Source organism: Lentzea sp. NPDC036955, assembly GCF_055608005.1.
The window spans coordinates 524909-543710 of the sequence record NZ_JBVJRC010000001.1 but is presented as its reverse complement, the minus strand read 5'-3'; the positions used below and the strand labels follow the sequence as shown (position 1 = coordinate 543710).

Below are 18802 nucleotides of genomic sequence, written 5' to 3'. Positions count from 1 at the left end.
GACCTCAGCGCGGCAGGTCCGGCCCGCAGTTCGTCACGCCGGCGAACAGGTCGGTCTCCGGCAGCGGGGCGTTCGTGGTGTCCAGGTCGCGGAAGTAGTGCTCCTGGACCGCGAACGCCCCTTCCGCGTACCGCCCCGGGTAGCACTGCACGGCCTTGCGCTTCACGTCGGCCACGTCGTCGATGTCGATCGTCGTCGCACCCCCGCCGGCGGTGAGGTAGAGCTTGGCGGGGATGCCGGTGCGGTAGACCGCCGACTTCGCCACCCGGACCGCGTGCACGTGGTCGCGGTGAGCGCCGTGGTGCGTGACCACGACCTGCGGCCGGTAGCGCTCGACCAGCGCCGCGACCCGGCCGGCGGCGATGTTCACCGGGATGGCGCAGAACCCGCCCTGCCCCACCTCACCGTCCTCACCGGAGTCGAGGTAGCCGAGCGCCTCCAGGTCCGTGACGCCCAGTACGTCGGCAGCGGCCTGCAGCTCCGGGTTCTGCGCAGGGCCGGTGCAGGTGACCAGGACCGTGCGGACGCCCTGGCGGGAGTACAGCGCCAGCGCGCCGCCGGTGGTCGCCGACTCGTCACCGGAGTGGGCGTGCAGGACGAGGAGGGTGCGCGGTACGGGTAAGTGCACGCCGGGGAACGTACCCGAGGACCGGGTCGTGGCCCGGTCGCCGCGCTGGAGCGCTGTTCCCCGGGGCCCTGCCCGGACTCCGGCTCCACCGCGACCCGCGTCAGCGGCCGATGAACGTCGCCCTGCCCGGCCCGTCGGTCAGGAAGCTGTGCACGGCGTTCGGCAAGTCCTCGGTGTCGAACAGGGCCGCCGCGATCGTCGTCACGTGCGCGTCGGCCTCCGGGACGCCGCCGTGTTCGAAGTGGGCGAGCACCTGCTTCGTCGCCGCGTGCGCCTGGGTCGGGCCCACGGCCAGGCCGTGCGCGAACCGTTCGGCGGCCAGCGCGAAGCCCTCGTCGGGCAGGACGCGGTTGACGACGTTCCAGCGCTCCAGCGTCTCGGCGGAGTACAGGTCGCCGGTCATGACGAGCTCCTTGGCGCGGCCGACACCGGCGCGGGCGGCCAGGCGCTGGGTGCCGCCCATCGTCGGGGTGAGGCCGACGACCTTCTCGACCAGGCCGAAACGGGCGCTCTCTGCGGCGAGGACCAGGTCGCAGGCCACCGCCAGCTCGAACGCCCAGGTGAGGCACAGGGAGTGGGCGGCGAAGACGGTGGGGATCGGCAGCGCGGCCAGGCGCTGGGGGAGCAGCATCATGCGGTCGAACAGGGCCTGGGCGTCGGAGCGGTACTCCTGGGCGGCGAACAGGGAGACGTCCACGCCGCCGGAGACGACCCTGCCGGCCGCGTTGACCAGCAGGCAGCGGGCGTCGCCCAGCTCGTCGAGGGCGTCGTGGAACTCGGCGTCCAGCTCCAGGGTGTAGAGGTTGAGCGGGGGTGCGTCGATCGTGATGATCGCGAGCTCGTGCTGACGGGTCAGGTGGATCTTCACGGGTGCAGCCTCACAGCCAGTCGCGGCGTTTGAACATCAGGTACAGGTAGTAGGAGAGGGCCAGGATGCCCGCGGTGGCCACCCAGAAGCCCCACCGCTGGTCGTAACCGGGGTACGGGACGTTCATGCCGTAGTAGCCGGAGATGGCGGTCGGGACGGCGATGATCGCGGCCCAGCTCGTGACCTTCTTCATGATCGAGTTCAGGCGGTTGCCCTGGACGGCCACCTCGGCCTCGCGCAGGTTCGTCACGAGCTCGCGCAGCGACTCGGTCAGCTCCGCGGTGAACAGGGTGTGGTCCTTCACGTCCAGGTAGTACGGCATCAGCTCGTCGGAGACCAGCGCGTGCTCGCGGTGGACGAGCGAGCCGAGGATCTCGCGCATCGGCAGGGCCACGCGGCGCAGCTGGACCAGGGCGCGGCGCAGCTTGAGGATCTTGCGGCCCTGGTGGGGGCGTTCCGCGTAGATGCTGTCCTCGACGTCCTCGACGTGGTCCTCCAGCTCCTGCGCGGCGGCGTGGTGGCCGTCGACCACGTCGTCGAGCAGGCCGTGCAGCAGGAAGCTGACCCCGGCGGAGGCGAGGTCGGCGCCCGCGTCCCAGCGGCGCAGCACGCCGTCGAGCGGGTAGGACTCGTCTTCCCGGACGGTGACTAGGACCCGCGGGAGCACGAACACGTCGACCTCGGTGGTCCTGACCTCGTGCTCGGCGTAGGTGACGGCGTGCATCGCGAGGAACAGGTGGGTGGGGTAGCGGTCGACCTTCGGGCGCTGGCGCTCGGCGAGGGCGTCCTCGATCGCCAGGTCGTGCAGGCCCAGCTCGTCGCGCAGCAGGCGGACGTCGGGCTCCGAGGGCGCGCACAGGTCGAACCACACCACGGCGGAGGGATCTTCCAGCAGGTGTGCGACGTCGGCGACCGGGAAGTCCTGGTCGACCAGTTCGCCGTTGCGGTACAAGCGGGTCCGGCCCATGGGTGACAACGATACGTAGATCCGCTCAGATGTGAGGTTCCGGCCCGAGTTCCCGCTACCCTCGAACCGGTGAAGGTGGACCAACCTCAGCGCATCGGCGACTACCTGCTGCTGGGCAGGCTCGGTCGTGGCGCCATGGGAACCGTCTACCTGGGCCAGAGCAGTGACGGAAGGCAGGTCGCGGTCAAGGTCGCGCGGGCAGAGCTCGCTGACGACCCGCGGTTCCGCGAGCGGTTCCGGCGCGAGGTGCAGATGGCGCGGGCGGTGGGCGGTACCGGAACGGCGGCCGTGCTCGACGCCGACACACGGGCACCGCGGCCGTGGATGGCGACCGAGTACGTGCCCGGCCCGACGCTGCAGGAGGCAGTCGAACGGCACGGGCCGCTGCCGGAGCACCACCTGAGACGACTCGCCGAGGGCCTGGCCGACGCGCTCACCGCGATCCACGGCGCCGGGCTCGTGCACCGCGACCTCAAGCCGGCGAACGTGCTGCTCGGCGCGGACGGCCCGCGGGTCATCGACTTCGGCATCTCCCGCGCGATGGAGCACACGGCGCTGACCGAGACCGGCATGGTCTTCGGCACGCCGGGGTTCCTGTCGCCGGAGCAGATCACCGGCCAGGAGGTCGGCTGCCCCAGCGACGTGTTCGCGCTGGGCGCGGTGCTGGTCTACGCGGCCACCGGCAGGGGACCGTTCGGCGAGGGCCCGACGGCGACGCTGCTCTACCGGGCCGCGCACGGCGAGCCGGACCTCGACGGGCTGCCCAAGTCGTTGCGGCCGCTGGTGCAGCGGTGCATGCACCGCGACCCGGCCAAGCGCCCGGAGCCCACCGAGGTCACCCGGCTGCTGGCGCAGGTCGCGAAACCGCCGACGACGAAGCTGCCCGCCCCGATGACCCCGGCCGCCGCCACGTTCTCGACGTCGCGGATCGTGCCGTTCAGCTGGGGCGTGGTGAACCTGGCCGCCGCGCTGCTCGCCGCCGCCATCGCCGACCCGGCCGCCCAGGCGAACGGGGCGACGCAGCTGCTGGCGCTGGCCGCGTTCTGCGTGCTGGTGGTGCGGGCCGCGCGGTTCTTCGGCGCGTCCGCACGCCGCAAGGTGGTCGTGGAGATCAGTCGCGAGGGCATCGCCACCACCCGCAACGGCAAGTTCCACCAGTACTGGTGGTACGAGCTGGCGCGCGTGCGGGTGGTGCCGCACAAGAAGCGCCCGTGGGTCGTGGTCTGGCTCAAGGACCCGGCGCCACGCCGGTTCTTCGGCGCCCACCACGGCGGGGTGCGGGTGTTCCCGATCGCCCACGAGCGCTCGCGCCGCCGCCGTGACCGCGAGGTCGCCGAGCTGCGCGCCGCACTGGCCTGGTACCTGCCGCGCTCCTACGACGGGCGCTGATCGGTCCACCCGCAGGTGGTCGTCACGGCTGGCGCCACGGTGCCCGGCACGCCAGGTGATGGCGTGGATCACATCGGGGTCGCATGTGCGACTAGGCGGCCATCGGCAGATCGGCGCGGAGCACGGCGACGAGGTCCTCGCAGGACTGCCGGCCGGCCACGCCGTGCACGACCTGCCAGCCGGCGGGCACCTGCAGCACCGCCGGCCAGATCGAGTACTGGCCCGCCGGGCTGACCAGCACCAGGAACATGGTGTGAGCCGAAGCGAACGGGGTCATGCGTCCAGGGTGACGTGGACCACCTCGGGCGGCGCTCGGCGCGCGCTCAAGTCGCCGCCGGGTTGCCGCTGCGCGGAGTCCTCACGGCCACCGGGTGTCGGCGTGCCACACTGCTGCGCGCCGCGTTGCCCTGCCGCCCGCGAGCCACCCACCGGCTCTCGACGACAACGATGTCGGCGCCCAGGTTCCGGTGCCCCGCCCGAGTGTGGTTACGTGTGGTCGTGACTGTGGAACAGGTGGTCCTGCTCGGCGAGGACGGTTCGGCGATCGGCGTCGAGGACAAGGCTGTCGTGCACCACGCGGACACGCCGCTGCACCTGGCGTTCTCCAGCTACGTCTTCGACTCGGCCGGCAACACGGTGCTCACCCGCCGGGCGTTGCACAAGAAGACGTTCCCCGGCCTGTGGACCAACACGTGCTGCGGCCACCCCCTGCCGGAGGAGGACATGGCCGAGGCGGTGCGGCGGCGGCTGCGCGACGAGCTCGGCATGGACGTCGGCGTGCCCGAGCTGGTCCTGCCGGCATTCCGCTACCGGGCGGAGATGGACGGTGTCGTCGAGAACGAGATGTGCCCGGTGTTCCGGGTGCTGTCCGACGCCGAGCCGGTGCCGAACCCCGACGAGGTCGACTCGACCGAGCGCGTGCCGTGGAGCGTGTACGCCTCGAGCGTCCTGGACGGGACCCGGCCGGTGTCGCCGTGGTCCCGCCTGCAGGTCGCCGAGCTCGTGGAGCTCGGGCCCGATCCGCTCGCGTGGCCGGTGGCGGACCGGGCCGGGCTGCCTAAGGCCGTGGTGCTGTCACCACTGCAGTGAGCCGCCGTTCTGGTACTCGATGACGCGGGTCTCGAAGAAGTTCTTCTCCTTCTTGAGGTCCATCATCTCCGACATCCACGGGAACGGGTTCTCCGCCGGCTCCCACACGGGCTCGAGCCCGAGCTGTGCGCAGCGGCGGTTCGTGATGAACCGCATGTACTGCTCGCACAGCTCGGAGTTCAGCCCGAGGATGCCGTTCGGCATGGTGTCGCGGCCGTAGGCGATCTCCAGCTCGCAGCCCTCCGCGAGCATGGTGCGCACCTCCGCCTGGAACGCGTCGTCCCACAGGTGCGGGTTCTCGAGCTTGATCTGGTTGATCGCGTCGATGCCGAAGTTCAGGTGGATCGACTCGTCGCGCAGGATGTACTGGTACTGCTCGGCGACGCCGACCATCTTGTTGCGCCGCCCCAGGGACAGGATCTGCGCGAACCCGGTGTAGAACCACATGCCCTCGAACACCACGTAGAACGCGACGAGGTCCTTGAGGAACGCCCGGTCGCGGTCGGGTGTGCCGGTGCGGAACCCCGGGTCCTCCAGGTGCCGGGTGAACTGCAACGCCCACGCGGCCTTGTCCGTGATGGACGGGATCTCCCGGTACATGTTGAACAGCTCGCCCTCGTCGAGGCCGAGCGAGGTGCAGACGTACTGGAACGTGTGGGTGTGCACGGCCTCCTCGAACGCCTGGCGCAGCAGGTACTGCCGGCACTCGGGGTTGGTCAGGTGCCGGTACACGGCGAGCACGATGTTGTTGGCCACCAACGACTCCGACGTGGCGAAGAAGCCGAGGTTGCGCTTGATCATCAGGCGCTCGTCCGCGGTGAGGCCGTCCTTCGACTTCCACAGGCCGATGTCGGCCTGCATGGACACCTCGGTCGGCATCCACGCGTTGTTGCAGCCGGCCAGGTACTTCTCCCACGCCCAGTGGTACTTGAGCGGCAGCAGCTGGTTGACGTCCGCACGGCAGTTGATCATCGCCTTGTCGTCCACGCCGACCCGCGCGGCACCGGCGTCGATGATGTGGTCGGTCACTGGCAGGCCTCGCAGTCGGTGTCGGTGGTGGAGCAGGCGACGGGGGAGACGGCGTTGAGCTTGCCGTCGGTGCCCTGCAACGTGGACTTCTCCACGTGCGTCGCGCTCTGCGTCCGCAGGTAGTACGTGGTCTTGAGCCCGCGCAGCCACGCCAGCCGGTAGAGCTCGTCGAGCTTGCGGCCGCTCGGCGCGGCCAGGTAGAGGTTGAGCGACTGCGCCTGGTCGATCCACTTCTGCCGGCGCGAGCCCGCCTCGACCAGCCAGGCGCTGTCGACCTCGAACGCCGTGGCGTACAGGGCCTTCAGGTAGGGCGGCACCCGGTCGATCGCGCCGAGGCTGCCGTCGTGCAGCTTGAGGTCGGAGACCATCTGCTCGTCCCACAGCCCGCGCTGCTTGAGCGCCCGCACCAGGTGGGGGTTGACGACGGTGAAGTCGCCGGACATGTTCGACTTCACGTAGAGGTTGCGGTACAGCGGCTCGATCGACTGGTTCACGCCGGCGATGTTCGCGATGGTCGCGGTCGGCGCGATGGCCATGACGTTCGAGTTCCGCATGCCCTGCCGCACCTTGGCCCGCAGTGCGGCCCAGTCCATCGTGGACCCGCGGTCCTGCTCCAGCTCGTCCGCGGCGCGGTGCCGCGCGAGGATCTCGACCGAGTCGATCGGCAGGACGCCCCGCGACCACAGCGACCCGTCGAACGACCGGTACGCGCCGCGTTCCCGGGCCAGGTCGGCGGACGCCTCGATGGCGTAGTAGCTGATCTCCTCCATGCTGCGGTCCGCGAACTCCACGGCCTCCTGCGACGCCATCGGCGTGCCGAGCGTGAACAGCGCGTCCTGGAACCCCATCAGCCCGAGACCGACCGGCCGGTGCCGCAGGTTGGAGTCCCTGGCTTCCGGGATCGTGTAGTAGTTCACGTCGATCACGTTGTCGAGCATCCGCACGGCCGTGCGCACCGTCTTGCGGAGCCGGGCGTGGTCGATGCCGTCCTCGGTGACGTGCCGGGCGAGGTTGACCGATCCCAGGTTGCACACCGCCACCTCGTCGACCGCGGTGTTCAGGGTGATCTCGGTGCACAGGTTCGACGAGTGCACCACGCCGCTGTGCTGCTGCGGTGACCGCAGGTTGCACGGGTCCTTGAACGTGATCCACGGGTGGCCGGTCTCGAACAGCATCGTGAGCATGCGCCGCCACAGGTCCACGGCCTGGACCCGGCGGAAGACCTTGATCCCGCCATCGTCGGCCTTGGCCTCGTAGGCGCGGTACTTCTCGGCGAACTCGGCGCCGAACGCGTCGTGCAGGTCCGGCACCTCGTCGGGGGAGAACAGCGTCCACGTGCCGCCCGTGCGGACCCGGCGCAGGAACTCGTCCGGCACCCAGTTCGCGGTGTTCATGTCGTGGGTGCGGCGGCGTTCGTCGCCGGTGTTCTTGCGCAGGTCGAGGAACTCCTCGACGTCGATGTGCCAGGTTTCGAGGTAGGCGCAGACCGCGCCCTTGCGCTTCCCGCCGTTGTGGGCGAGGCCGGCCGTGGTCAGGTAGGACTCGTCGGTCTCGACCTCGAGGTCGAACACCTCGGGGACCACCTCGGTCTCCCGCACGTCGCGGACGCGCGAGAACACCATGCCCCGGTGCTCGACCCAGTCTGGCTCGGTGGTCGGGCGGCAGCCGGCGAGTTCGGCGATGCCCTCGACGGCGGGAACCCCGACGTCGAGGTCCTCGCCGGCAGAGGGGATGCCGAGGCGCAGCAGCTGGTAGCGGGCACCCGCGGCGAGCGACCGCGACGTCGTGGTGAAGTGGACCTCGACGCCGCGGGAGGCACCGCCGCTCGACTCCAGCAGGCCTTGCAGGAGCTTCCGGGTCTGGGCGTGCGGCAGGTGGGAGAACCTGCGGGCGATCCGCTTCCGGCGGTCGTCGTCGTAGAGGTCCTCAGGCGTGAACGGGAACGCGGAGGCACCCACCTCGGGTTCGGAGGCCCAGTGGATCCACACGCGGGTGTCGTCGCGGCCGTTCTCCCGGAAGGGGACACCGCGCGCCGACAGGTGCTCGCGGACGAAGTCCAGGTGCGCGTCCAGCCCGGGTTTCCCGGAGACACCCCACCGCACCCCGTCCTCCGACAGGTGCCCGCCACCGAGCAGGACGCCGTACAGACGAGCATCGTCCTCGCTGAAACCGGCGACGGGCACGACCTCCCGCGGAACCACCCTGGCGACGAGGTCACCCTTCTCCAGCCGACCGGCGTCCACCCACTCCGGCCGCACCTCGTCGCCGGCGAGCTGCTTGAGCGTCCGCGCGTTCTCCTGGCCGAGCGGCACGCCCCTGACGGCGTACAACGGGTGTCCGGCGGTGACCCTGAGGGGTGCGGCGGAGTGCTCGACCTCCACCTCGACCATCGGGTCGACCTGGTCGTAGAGCATGACGTCGGTGACCTCGCGGTAGGTGCCGCTCACCCCGAGCACGAGGTCGCCGGCCACGACGTCCCTGATCGCCTTGACGCCGTCGGCGGTGTGGACGCCGGTGTCCGGTGCGAAGCACTGGTTCACGGCCACGGCCGTGTCGTTCGCGATCTTCAGGAACGGCACCACGCCCTGCGACGTGCCGTTGGTGCCCCTGATGTGCGCGCCGATGCCGCGCACCGGCGTCCAGTCGTTGCCCAGGCCGCCCGCGAACTTCGAGAGCAGCGCGTTGTTGCTGATGCCGTGGAAGATGCCGCCGAGGTCGTCGGCCACGGTGGTCAGGAAGCACGACGACAGCTGCGGCCGGGTCGTCCCGGAGTTGAACAGCGTCGGTGTCGAGCACATGAAGTCGAACGACGACAGCAGCTCGTAGAACTCGACCGCGCGGGCGTCGGGGTCGTCCTCCTCCAGGGCGAGGCCCATGGCCACGCGCATGAAGAACGCCTGCGGCAGCTCGTAGCGGCGGCCGTCGCGGTGCAGGAAGTAGCGGTCGTACAGGGTTTGCAGGCCCAGGAACTGGAACCGGAGGTCACGGGACGGGTCCAGCGCCGATCCCAGGCGGGCCAGGTCGAACGAGGTCAGCCGGGGGTCGAGCTGGCCGCAGTCGACGCCGTGCCGCACGAACGAGGCGAAGTACGACGGGTAGCGCTCGGTCATCTCGGCGTGCGACAGCGGGACGCCGCACGCCTCGGTGCGCAGCCGGTCCAGCAGCAGGCGGGCGCTGACGCAGGAGTAGTCCGGGTCCTGCTCGACCATCGCGCGGGCGGCCATGATCGGCGCCAGGGCGAGCTCGGCGTCGGTGATGCCGTGGTACAGGTTCCGCTTGGTCTCGGTCAGCACCGCCTCGGCCGATGCGTTCGGAAGATCGGCACAGGCTTCCTCGATGACCACTGAAAGGCGGTCGGGCACGCTCTCTCCTCGCGAGCTGGGCCCAGGAGGAAAAGCGCATGCGCGCACCGTTCACCGGTGCACACAGCTGCCCTCCCTCGGGGCACCGTGTCGTGCGCGCAGGCTTGCGCGCACCCCGGTGGCAGGTCTTCGGACTCGTGGGCGTCGAACTCGCGCCTACCGGCCGTCGCTTCCCAGGTCTCGCGACCCAGTGCTTCGTTGACGGCTTTCGTTCCCACTCACCGCTGCGGGGCAGTCCCGGACTCGCACCGGGTTCCCTCTTGCCTCACCGGCCCGTTGTCCGGGCCGGTGAACCACCAGTGCGGCAGATACTACATGTGGTGGTGGGTCCTTGATCACCACCCAACATGCGTGTCCCCTGGGTAGGGTGGTCGGCGTGGGTGAGGTTCGGCCGCGGGTCTTCTACGGTGCTCTGCTCAGTGCGGGGCTCGCCTCCGCGTCGCTGTTCGCGGGAGCCGCGGCGCCGGTGACGAGCGGCGTGCTGGCCGGCTGCGCGGTCGCCGCGCTGGTCACGTCCCGGCGATCAGCGCGACCCCGAGGCTGATCATCACGGCGGCGATCACGCCGTCCAGCACGCGCCACGCGCGCGGCTTCGCGAACAGCGGGCTGAGCAGCCGGGCGCCGAACCCGAGCGCGGCGAACCAGGTGATGCTCGCCGTCACCGCGCCGACGCCGAAGAGCCAGCGGCCGGCGGCGATCGACCCGAGCAGCAGCACGGTGTCGAGGTAGACGTGCGGGTTGAGCCACGTCAGCGCGATCGCGGTGAGCACGGGCCGGTGCCGGGCGCCGGTGTCGGCGTGCAGGGCCTGCGGGCGCAGTGCGCGCCGCGCGGCCAGGAACCCGTACCCCAGCAGGAAGAGCCCGCCCACGACCGCGGCGACGGTGACCGCCTGCGGCCACCGGGTGACGATCGCGCCGAACCCGGCGACGCCCACGGCGACCAGGACCGCGTCCGACACGGCGCACACGGCGACCACCTTCGCCACCGCCTCGCGGCGAAGTCCTTGGCGCAGCACGAAAGCGTTCTGGGCGCCGATCGCGACGATCAGGGTCATCATGGTGCCGAAGCCGAGCAGCAGGTCTGTCACGCGGTCCACGCTATTGACGCGTTCTTGATGAGGCCAGCTGAAGATTCTTACGTACCATTAGCGCTCGTGATGGACCTCGACCTGGTGCGCACGCTGCTCGCGGTGGTGGACAGCGGCACGTTCGACGCCGCCGCCACCGCGTTGCACGTCACGCCTTCCGCTGTCTCGCAACGCATCAAGGCGCTCGAACAGCGCACGGGCCGGGTCCTGCTGGTCCGCGCCCGCCCGGTGCGGCTCACGCCGTCCGGTGAGGTGATCGTCCGCTACGGTCGGCAACTGCTGGCGCTCGACCAGGACCTCGGGGCGGCGCTCGGCGAGGACGCGGTCGTGCGGGTGCCGATCGCGGTGAACGCCGACTCGCTCGCCACCTGGTTCCTGCCCGCGCTGCACCGCGTGCCGCCCGAGCTGCGGATCTCGTTCGACCTGCACCGCGAGGACCAGGACCACACGACGGCGTTGCTGCGGCAGGGAGCGGTGATGGCGGCGGTGACGTCGTCGCGCGAACCCGTCGCCGGCTGCTCGGTGCGCAAGCTCGGCCACATCCGCTACGCCGCGATGGCCGCCGAGTCCTTCGTGAACCGGCATGCGGCCGGGCCGTTGAAGTCGTGGCTGCCGGACGCCCCGGTCGTGGTGTTCGACCGCAACGACGACCTCCAGGACCGCTTCGTCCGCACCCTGACGCGGGGCCGCGGCGCGTCCGAGCACCGCCACCACGTCCCGTCGTCCGAGGTCTACGTGCGCGCCGTCGCCACCGGCCTGGGCTGGGGCATGGTGCCGCCGCAGCAGGTGCTCGACGGCCTGGTCGACCTCGCTCCCGGCCGCACGGTCAGCGTCCCGCTGTACTGGCAGCAGTGGAAGCTCGACTCGCCCGCACTCACCGCCGTGGCCGAGGCGGTGGTGGCCGAAGCCGCGCAGGCGCTGCGCTGAGTCCCCGGGGTGGGGCGACGCGCCGCCGAACCGGGCTCGTGCTCCCGGCCGGGAACCTGTCCGGCGCCTGAGAGCATCCTGTCGGCTTCCTGAACCCAGGAACCCCAGGGGTTCACCCGCTCGTTGACCGGTTTGTGCTGATTCCTCGCCTCGCCGCCACCGGCGGTTCGCTCGCGGTCGTCGCGACCGTCGCCATGGTGGGCCTGCTCGACCTGACCGTCGGCGCTCTGCACCGCACGATCAGCGAGTACGCCCTGGGCGACTACCGCCCGGTGTTCGACGTGGCCGTGCTGCTGCTGGTCGCGGGCTCGGCCGGCATCCTCACCGCGCTGGTCCACAAAGGACTGACCCGGTGGCGGTCGGCGGGCTCGGTCGCGTTGCTGCTGTGGTCGTTCGGCCTGCTGCTCGTGGTCGTGTTCCCGAAGACGAACTGGGCGATGGGCACCAACCAGCTCAGCGGCAGCATCCACCGGTTCGGCAGCATGGTCGCGTTCGTGAGCCTGCCCGTCGCGGTCGTCCTGCTGGCCCGGCCGTGGCTGCGCGACCACGTCTGGGGGCGACACGCCAGGTGGACGATGGCGTCGGGTTTGTTGAGCGTTGTCGCATTCATGCCGCTGCTCTACGCCATTGTGCTGGGTGCGGTGTCGGACGTCCGGTGGTGGAACGTGTTCCCGTTGGGCTACATCGAGAGGATCTTGCTCGCCGCCGAGGTCCTGGCCGTGCTGGTCGTCGGGCTCTGGGCGATCTCGGCCAGTAGGGTTGCGCCATGGCGAGTTGGGGAGACCTCGCGGATTACGTCCGCGCCGAGTACGACGTCATCAGCGACCAGGGCGAGGAACTGAGGATCCTCTTCACCTTCGGGGACGTGGAGGAGGGCGACGACGACCGCACGCAGGTCGTGATCATCGTCCGGGAAGTGCTCGACAACATGCACGAATGGGTGCAGATCGCCTCCCCGTGCGGGCTGGCCGCGCAGGTGGACCTCCGCCGCGTGCTGGAGGAGGTGGGCAACTCCACCGTCGCCTGCGGCCTCGCGATCATGGGGGAGCACGTCGTGGTCCGGCACTCGTTGCCGCTCAAGGACCTCGACATCCACGAGTTCACCGACCCGCTGCACCTGCTCGCCGGCACGGCGGACACGCTGGAGGAGCAGTTCTGGGGAGGGGACGGCTACTGATGTTCGACCTGGCACCTGCCACCGACCGCCTGGCGGAGGTGGTGCGCGGGGTGACCGACCGCCACCTGTCGGCACCGACGCCGTGCCCGGAGTACGCGGTCGGCGACCTGCTCGACCACGTCAACGGCCTGGCCGTGGCGTTCACGATGGCGGCGCGCAAGACACCGCTGCGGGGCACCCCCTCCGGCGACGTGGCGCGGCTGCCGCTGGACTTCCGCGAGTCGGTGCCGGCCCGCCTGGCCGAGCTCGCGCAGGCCTGGCGCGCACCGCAGGCGTGGGAGGGCATGACCGCGGCGGCCGGCGTCGACCTGCCCGGCGAGGTGGCCGCGGCCGTGGCGCTGGACGAGGTCGTGCTGCACGGCTGGGACCTCGCACGTGCCACCGGGCAGCCGTTCGAGGTCGACGAGGACCTGCTCCAGGTCGTGCACGGCTTCGTGTCGTCGGTCGGTCCCGGCAACCGCGACGGCTCGCTGTTCGGAGCCGTGGTGGAGGTCGGCTCGACCGCGCCGCTGCTGGACCGTGTCCTGGGACTCAGTGGCCGCGACCCCGCCTGGAAAGTAGGTTAGGCTCCCCTAACGTGAGAGCGATGACGGTGCAGGTTCGGGCGGGGCTCGGCGTCGGACGCCTGGCCGCCGCACTGGCTTCCCTGGTGGAACTGCACCCCGAGCTGTGCCGTTCGGGCTTCGCGCACCACGAGGTCACCGACCCCGCCGCCGCCACGGCCGCCGCACTGGCCGAAGCGGAGGCGGGGCTCGACCTGCGGGCGGGTGTGCTGATGCAGGCCGTGTGGCTGGACGCCGGACCCGAGCGGTCGGGGCGGATCGTGCTGGTGCTGCACGACGTCGTGGCCGACCGGATGCCGCGCGTGCTGCCGTGGCTGGTGCAGGCCTGGAAGCAACCCGCGCTGGTCGGCTAGTCCCGATCTTGTCGGACCCGCTGAGTACGGTGAGACGCAGGGGATCCCGACTCGGGGGTACCCCTGCGTGAGCGCGGCCCGGACCCGCTGGGTCACCCGTCGGTGGTGCACCGGGGGAGCGTCCGCGCCGGCGTGCCCGTCCGTGCCGAGGGGGCCGGTCCGCCGCAGCGCGTCCAGCCTGGCCGGGTGCGATCGACCGGCCGGGTGCGTCCAGTCTGGCCCGGTGCGATCGACTGGCCGGACAGCACGGCCACGCCACCCGTCGCCGTGACCGCCCGCGCCGCGGGTCGCGTCCGGACGCGGCAAGACCCCGCCCGGCCTAGGTCCGCTGCGCCACGAACACGTGCTCGCGCCCAGGCCGGTCGGGCGCGTCCCGCACGTCCGCCACCCGGAACCCGCACCCCATCAGGCTGTCCACGACCTCGTCGTGCGACCGGAACCGCAGCGTGGAGTCCGAGGCGAGCTCGGTCCCGTCGGGGAACCGGTAGGTGTGCCGGAACGACACGAACGGCAGCCGCACCTCCAGCACCTCCAGCCGCTCGGTCACGCCGCCGACCGCGCGGTCCGGCCGGTCCGCCCACTCCTCCCAGGCCCGGGACTCCGGCCTGCGCGTCTCGAACACGAGGTGCCCGCCGGGGCGCAGGGCCGCGTGGACGCCGCGCAGCGCCGCCTCCCAGTCGGTGCCGAGGAACACCTGCGCCACGTTGCCCGTCATGACCGCGAGGTCCACCCGCAGCGGCGGCAGCGAGGTCGCGTCGCCGTGCAGCCACGTCACCCGCGAGTCCTTGGCGCGCGCCAGCTCCAGCGACGCGAGGGCCGGGTCCACCCCGACCACGTCGAGTCCTGCCTCGGCCAGCAGCACCCCGAGGCACCCGGTGCCGCACCCGACGTCGAGCACGCTCGCCGCGCCGAGCTCGGCCGCGACCGCCAGGTAGAGGTCCAGGTCGGTGCGCCGGCCGTCGAACGCGTCGTAGACGGCCGCCAGGCGCGGGTCGGAGAAGATCAGGTCGGGCATCTCGCGTCCTCGTTCCCCGTCACGAACGGGCGGAGCAGTGCGATCAGCTCGTGGTCCGGCCGCCCGTTCAGCTCGTCCTCCGCCACCCGCCGGGCGATCCCGGCGAGGAAGTCCGCGACCTGCACCCGTGCGTCGTGCTGCGAGTCGGCCAGGGTCAGCTCCGCCAGCCGCGGCGCAGCCTCCTTCAGCCGCCGGATGCGGTCCTCGGTCAGCGACAGCTGCTGGTCGTGCACGATCGACACCGGGCCGCGCCACTGCGCCACGGCCCGCAGGATCGCCGGGAACAGCGGGTCCAGGGCGCCGCGCGGCCCGCGGGCGCGCAGCAGGTCGTTGTAGTGCTCCAGCGGGCCGGTGACCGGCCCGAACTCCGCGCGCACCCGTGCGGCCAGGAACCGCCGCTTGTCCACCAGCTGCACGCGCGCCCGGCCGGCCAGCGGGCCAGACGGGTCCAGGAACCACAGCAGCACCCACCGGTTCTTCTGCCGCAGCAGGTGGTTCGCCTTGTACTCCAGGGCCGGCGACCTGATCATCGACCGCAGCTCGGCGACGCACGCGCCGGCCTCCTCGCGGGACAGCCGCACGGCCGCGTGCGCGAAGACCGCCGTGACCCCGCCGACGAGCTTCTCGCCCTCGGAGCCCGACTCGTCGCAGGCGATCTCCATCAGGACGCCGCCGTGGCCGTGGTTCGCATCAGGGGTCGAGGATGCCCCACCCGCGCGGTTCCGGTCGCCCGAATTTGTTGACAGCGGCGGTGGTCCGGTGCTGTGATTCAACGCACAACATACAGGAAACCTTCTTAACTAAATCGCCGCCGCGCCCTGTACCCCTGCACAGGAGGCACCTGTGGCCAGATCCCTGTTCTTGGTCGTCCCAGCCGCACTGGCGCTCAGCGTCCCCGCCGTCGCGGTCGCCGCCCCGGTCCAGTACCAGGCGGAGAACGCGACGATCACCCACGGCGTGGTGGAGTCCAACCACGCCGGCTTCACCGGCTCGGGCTTCGTCAACTACGACAACGAGGTCGGCAGCTCGGTGGAGTTCACCGTGACCGCCGCCGCTGCCGGCCCGGCGACCCTTACTTTCCGGTTCGCCAACGGCCAGACGGCCGACCGCCCGATGGACATCTCGGTGAACGGCGCACTGGTCGCGGACGAGCTCGCGTTCCCGAGCACGGGCGCGTGGACGTCCTGGACGACCCGCTCCACCGCCGTGACCCTCACCGCGGGCACCAACAAGATCAAGACCGTCGCGACCACGTCCAACGGCGGCCCGAACCTGGACCGCGTCGACGTCGACCAGCAGTCCGGCACGCCGGACACCACGGCCCCGTCGGTCCCCGGCGGCCTGCGCTCGACCGGCACCACGGCGACCTCGGTGTCGCTCGCGTGGGACGCGTCCACCGACAACGTGGGCGTGACCGGCTACGTGCTGTCGAGCGGGCAGACCGCGACCGGCACCACCCACACCGTGAGCGGCCTGACGCCGGACACCTCGTACACCTTCACCGTGCGGGCGCGGGACGCGGCGGGCAACCTGTCCGGCGCCTCCGGTGCCGTCACGGTGCGCACGCAGCCTGGAACCCCCGGCGGCACCCGGCCGCACGACGTCAACGGGCTGCTGCGCGTGTGCGGCGTGCAGCTGTGCAACCAGTACGGCAAGCCGGTCCAGCTGCGCGGCATGAGCACGCACGGCATCCAGTGGTACCACCGGTGCTCCAAGTCCCAGTGGTGGGACGCGCTGGTCAACGACTGGAACGCGGACTTCCTCCGCGTCGCCATGTACGTCCAGGAGGACGGCTACGAGACCGACCCCCGCAAGTTCACCGACCTGGTGCACGGCTACATCGAGGAAGCCACCCGCCGCGGCATCTACGTCCTCGTGGACTGGCACCAGCTCGACCCCGGTGACCCGAACTACAACCTGTCCCGCGCCAAGACGTTCTTCACCGAGATCGCGACCAGGCACAGGGACAAGACCAACATCATCTACGACATCGCCAACGAGCCGAACAACGTCTCGTGGGCGCGGGTGAAGTCCTACGCCGAGCAGATGATCCCGGTCATCCGCGACATCGACCCGGACAGCCTCATCGTCTCGGGCACGAACGGCTGGTCGACGTTCGGCCATTCCGACGGCGACAGCCCGTCCGAGGTGCTGAACAACCGGGTCAACGCCACGAACTTCATGTACTCGTTCCACTTCTACGCGCAGGCGCACCAGGACTCGTACCTCAGCGTCCTGGACCAGGTGTCGAGCCAGGTCCCGGTGTTCGTGACCGAGTTCGGCACGCAGGCCGCGTCCGGTGGCGGCAGCAACGACTTCACCATGTCGCAGAGGTACGTCGACCTCATGGCCCGCAAGAAGATCTCCTGGGCCAACTGGAACTACTCCGACGACGGCCTGACGGGCGCGGTGTTCAAGACCGGCACCTGCTCGGGCACCACGTTCGCGGGCACCGGTGTGCTGAAGCCGGCCGGGGTGTGGGTGCGGGACCGCATCCGGACGCCCGACGACTTCCCGACGAGCTGATGCCGGACGAGCTGATCCCGGTGAGGTGAGTGAGGGGGCGTGGCCGGTGCCACGCCCCCTTCACGACGACAACGGCCAGGTGTGGACGGGTTCGTTGGCGTGCATGAGGTCCACGTAGGTCCGCAGCATCGTGCGCAGCGCGTCCGCCCGGTCCAGGTGCGAGTGGTCGTAGTGCCGGTGGAACTCCCTGGCCTGCCAGGTCGCGCCGTTCACGCCGCTCAGGCACCGCTGCTCGATCACACCCAGCAGGCGGTCGCGCTCGGCCGAGTCGACGCCCCACCGGATCAGCCCCTCGTGGGCGAGCGGCAGCAGCCGGCGCAGCACCAGCTCGACCACCGGCACGGTGCCGACGCCGGGCCAGTACATCTGCGCGTCCATGCCGTTGCGCGCGGCGGCGTTGAAGTTCTCCTCCGCCGCCTGGAAGCTCATCTGCGACCACAGCGGACGCTCGTCCTCGGCCAGCGCGCGCACGAGGCCGAAGTACAGCGCCGCGTTCGCCAGGGTGTCCACGATGGTCGGACCCGCGGGCAGCACCCGGTTCTCCACGCGCAGGTGCGGCCGGTCCCGCACCACGTCGTACACCGGCCGGTTCCACCGGTAGATCGTGCCGTTGTGCAGCTTCAGCTCGCTCAACGAGGGCGTGTCGCCCTTGTCGAGCACCGCGAGCGGGTCCTCGTCGTCGCAGATCGGCAGCAGCGCGGGGAAGTAGCGGACGTTCTCCTCGAACAGGTCGAAGATCGAGTTGATCCACCGCTCGCCGAACCACACCCGCGGCCGCACGCCCTGCGCCTTGAGCTCGTCGCCGCGCGTGTCGGTCGCCTGCTGGAACAACGCGATCCGCGTCTCCCGCCACAGCTCCTTGCCGAGGAAGAACGGCGAGTTCGCGCCCACCGCCACCTGCACGCCGGCGATGGCCTGCGCGGCGTTCCAGTAGGCGGGGAACTGCTCGGGGCTCACCTGCAGGTGCAGCTGCGTGCTCGTGCACGCCGCCTCCGGCACGATCGAGCTGGACGTGAGGTGCAGCCGCTCGACGCCGTCGATGGAGATCTGCAGGTCCTCGCCCCTCGCCGCCAGCACCTGCTCGTTCAGCAGCGCGTAGCGCGGGTTGCCCGACAGCAGGTCCGGCGTGATGTGCCGGGACCGCAACGTCGGCAGGATGCCGTTGACGACCATGTGCGCGCCGACCCGGCGGGCCTTCTCCTCGGCGTCGTTGAGGCTGCGGCGCACCGTCTCCTCGAACGCCGTGATGCCCCCGCCGGCCAGCCGCCGCGGCGCCACGTTGATCTCGATGTTCCACTGGCCCAGCTCGGTCACGAAGTCCGGGTCGTCGATGACCTCCAGCGCCTCGTGGTTCTTCATCGCGGGATCACCCTGCTCGTCGATCAGGTTGATCTCGATCTCGAGGCCGGTCATCGGCCGCTCGAAGTCGAACCGCGCCTCGCGCAGCATCCGCGCGAACACGTCGAGGCACCGCCGGACCTTCGTCCGGTACCGCGTGCGGTCCTCGCGCGTGAACTCCTGCTTCGCGACGTCCTCGCCCATGGTGGCCTCCCGGCGGTCGAGGGAACACCTCACCACTCTGCACCATGGTTGATCAATCCGACACTCAGGGGAGCGTTCCCGCGCACCAGGTGGGACGCCGGACGCCCGCCGTGTCGCGGCCCCGATGACCAGCCTTCCATTGTCCCGAATTCCGGGGTGGATTTCCCGGCGGTCCGCGGAGAAAGCCGGCGGTCGTTCAGGCGCCCATTTTCATTCGGCCCCTTACCTGGTTGCGAGTTGTCCACTTTTTGACCCTTTTGTGGGCTGTCCTCGCACCGT

The 18802-nt window shown here is 70.8% G+C and carries 19 protein-coding genes and 1 riboswitch; of the genes, 9 read left to right on the top strand and 10 right to left on the bottom strand.

The features are described 5' to 3' along the window. Positions 1–4: 4 nt before the first annotated feature. The 3 genes from ACZ7CF_RS02655 to ACZ7CF_RS02645 form a co-directional block, all read right to left on the bottom strand. The gene (locus tag ACZ7CF_RS02655; protein ID WP_470368627.1) at positions 5–628 is read right to left on the bottom strand and encodes a PIG-L deacetylase family protein; all 624 of its coding nucleotides are present in this window, start codon (positions 626–628) and stop codon (positions 5–7) included. Positions 629–728: 100 nt separating this feature from the next. After that, positions 729–1496: an enoyl-CoA hydratase/isomerase family protein gene (locus ACZ7CF_RS02650; protein ID WP_360386865.1), complete on the bottom strand. Its 768-nt coding sequence runs from the start codon at positions 1494–1496 to the stop codon at positions 729–731. 10 nt (positions 1497–1506) lie between these two features. Further along, positions 1507–2463 carry a magnesium transporter CorA family protein gene (locus tag ACZ7CF_RS02645; RefSeq protein ID WP_360386868.1) on the bottom strand — a complete coding sequence of 319 codons (957 nt, stop codon included), beginning with the start codon at positions 2461–2463 and terminating at the stop codon, positions 1507–1509. 69 nt (positions 2464–2532) lie between these two features. Between ACZ7CF_RS02645 and ACZ7CF_RS02640 the strand changes: the two genes are divergently transcribed. Further along, positions 2533–3852 carry a serine/threonine-protein kinase gene (locus ACZ7CF_RS02640; RefSeq protein WP_360386871.1) on the top strand — a complete coding sequence of 440 codons (1320 nt, stop codon included), beginning with the start codon at positions 2533–2535 and terminating at the stop codon, positions 3850–3852. Between the two features lie 91 nt (positions 3853–3943). Here the strand turns inward: ACZ7CF_RS02640 and ACZ7CF_RS02635 are convergent, their stop codons facing one another. Beyond that, on the bottom strand, positions 3944–4129 hold the full coding sequence (locus ACZ7CF_RS02635; RefSeq protein ID WP_360386874.1) for an MbtH family NRPS accessory protein: 186 nt from the start codon (positions 4127–4129) through the stop codon (positions 3944–3946). A 227-nt stretch (positions 4130–4356) separates the two neighbouring features. Here ACZ7CF_RS02635 and idi point away from each other — a divergent pair, with 227 nt between their 5' ends. Further along, positions 4357–4941 (top strand): isopentenyl-diphosphate Delta-isomerase, encoded by a 585-nt coding sequence (idi, locus tag ACZ7CF_RS02630; RefSeq protein WP_360388326.1) that lies wholly within the window; start codon positions 4357–4359, stop codon positions 4939–4941. Here idi and ACZ7CF_RS02625 read toward each other — a convergent pair. Both ACZ7CF_RS02625 and ACZ7CF_RS02620 read right to left on the bottom strand, forming a co-directional pair. Then, positions 4927–5913: a ribonucleotide-diphosphate reductase subunit beta gene (locus ACZ7CF_RS02625; RefSeq protein ID WP_470368888.1), complete on the bottom strand. Its 987-nt coding sequence runs from the start codon at positions 5911–5913 to the stop codon at positions 4927–4929. The two genes, idi and ACZ7CF_RS02625, sit on opposite strands and share 15 nt — an antisense overlap. Before the next feature lie 53 nt (positions 5914–5966). Continuing rightward, a complete protein-coding gene (locus ACZ7CF_RS02620; RefSeq protein WP_470368626.1) occupies positions 5967–9332 on the bottom strand; it encodes a ribonucleoside-diphosphate reductase subunit alpha in 3366 nt (1121 codons plus the stop codon). A 103-nt stretch (positions 9333–9435) separates the two neighbouring features. Further along, positions 9436–9645, bottom strand: a riboswitch (cobalamin riboswitch). A 63-nt stretch (positions 9646–9708) separates the two neighbouring features. On the opposite strand from ACZ7CF_RS02620, the gene ACZ7CF_RS02615 reads away from it, so the two are divergent. Continuing rightward, positions 9709–9876 (top strand): hypothetical protein, encoded by a 168-nt coding sequence (locus tag ACZ7CF_RS02615; protein ID WP_360386879.1) that lies wholly within the window; start codon positions 9709–9711, stop codon positions 9874–9876. Here ACZ7CF_RS02615 and ACZ7CF_RS02610 read toward each other — a convergent pair. Then, entirely contained in the window at positions 9842–10390 is a 549-nt protein-coding gene (locus ACZ7CF_RS02610) for a LysE/ArgO family amino acid transporter (RefSeq protein ID WP_360388331.1), read from the bottom strand. The genes ACZ7CF_RS02615 and ACZ7CF_RS02610 overlap by 35 nt on opposite strands. Before the next feature lie 99 nt (positions 10391–10489). On the opposite strand from ACZ7CF_RS02610, the gene ACZ7CF_RS02605 reads away from it, so the two are divergent. The 5 genes from ACZ7CF_RS02605 (at position 10490) to ACZ7CF_RS02585 (ending at position 13440) form a co-directional block, all read left to right on the top strand. Beyond that, positions 10490–11347 carry a LysR family transcriptional regulator ArgP gene (locus ACZ7CF_RS02605; RefSeq protein WP_470368887.1) on the top strand — a complete coding sequence of 286 codons (858 nt, stop codon included), beginning with the start codon at positions 10490–10492 and terminating at the stop codon, positions 11345–11347. Positions 11348–11481: 134 nt separating this feature from the next. Continuing rightward, on the top strand, positions 11482–12189 hold the full coding sequence (locus tag ACZ7CF_RS02600; RefSeq protein ID WP_360386882.1) for a DUF998 domain-containing protein: 708 nt from the start codon (positions 11482–11484) through the stop codon (positions 12187–12189). After that, the gene (locus ACZ7CF_RS02595) at positions 12114–12524 is read left to right on the top strand and encodes a type III secretion system chaperone family protein (protein WP_360386884.1); all 411 of its coding nucleotides are present in this window, start codon (positions 12114–12116) and stop codon (positions 12522–12524) included. Before ACZ7CF_RS02600 ends, ACZ7CF_RS02595 begins: the two co-directional genes overlap by 76 nt. After that, positions 12524–13090 (top strand): TIGR03086 family metal-binding protein, encoded by a 567-nt coding sequence (locus tag ACZ7CF_RS02590; RefSeq protein ID WP_458433376.1) that lies wholly within the window; start codon positions 12524–12526, stop codon positions 13088–13090. Before ACZ7CF_RS02595 ends, ACZ7CF_RS02590 begins: the two co-directional genes overlap by 1 nt. A 20-nt stretch (positions 13091–13110) precedes the next feature. Further along, positions 13111–13440 (top strand): condensation domain-containing protein, encoded by a 330-nt coding sequence (locus ACZ7CF_RS02585; protein ID WP_360386889.1) that lies wholly within the window; start codon positions 13111–13113, stop codon positions 13438–13440. A gap of 319 nt (positions 13441–13759) precedes the next feature. Here ACZ7CF_RS02585 and ACZ7CF_RS02580 read toward each other — a convergent pair whose 3' ends face one another. Together ACZ7CF_RS02580 and ACZ7CF_RS02575 are read right to left on the bottom strand one after the other, a co-directional pair. Next, on the bottom strand, positions 13760–14455 hold the full coding sequence (locus ACZ7CF_RS02580; RefSeq protein ID WP_470368625.1) for a class I SAM-dependent methyltransferase: 696 nt from the start codon (positions 14453–14455) through the stop codon (positions 13760–13762). Further along, positions 14443–15117, bottom strand: coding sequence for an NAD-dependent protein deacetylase of SIR2 family (locus ACZ7CF_RS02575; protein WP_360386894.1), 675 nt, complete (start codon positions 15115–15117; stop codon positions 14443–14445). The genes ACZ7CF_RS02580 and ACZ7CF_RS02575 overlap by 13 nt, the downstream gene beginning before the upstream one ends. Positions 15118–15298: 181 nt before the next feature. Between ACZ7CF_RS02575 and ACZ7CF_RS02570 the strand changes: the two genes are divergently transcribed. Beyond that, positions 15299–16981, top strand: a complete 1683-nt coding sequence (locus ACZ7CF_RS02570; protein WP_360386897.1) for a cellulase family glycosylhydrolase — start codon at positions 15299–15301, stop codon at positions 16979–16981. 60 nt (positions 16982–17041) lie between these two features. Here ACZ7CF_RS02570 and ACZ7CF_RS02565 read toward each other — a convergent pair whose 3' ends face one another. Then, positions 17042–18523, bottom strand: a complete 1482-nt coding sequence (locus tag ACZ7CF_RS02565) for a glutamate-cysteine ligase family protein (protein WP_360388337.1) — start codon at positions 18521–18523, stop codon at positions 17042–17044. Between the last annotated feature and the right edge of the window lie 279 nt (positions 18524–18802).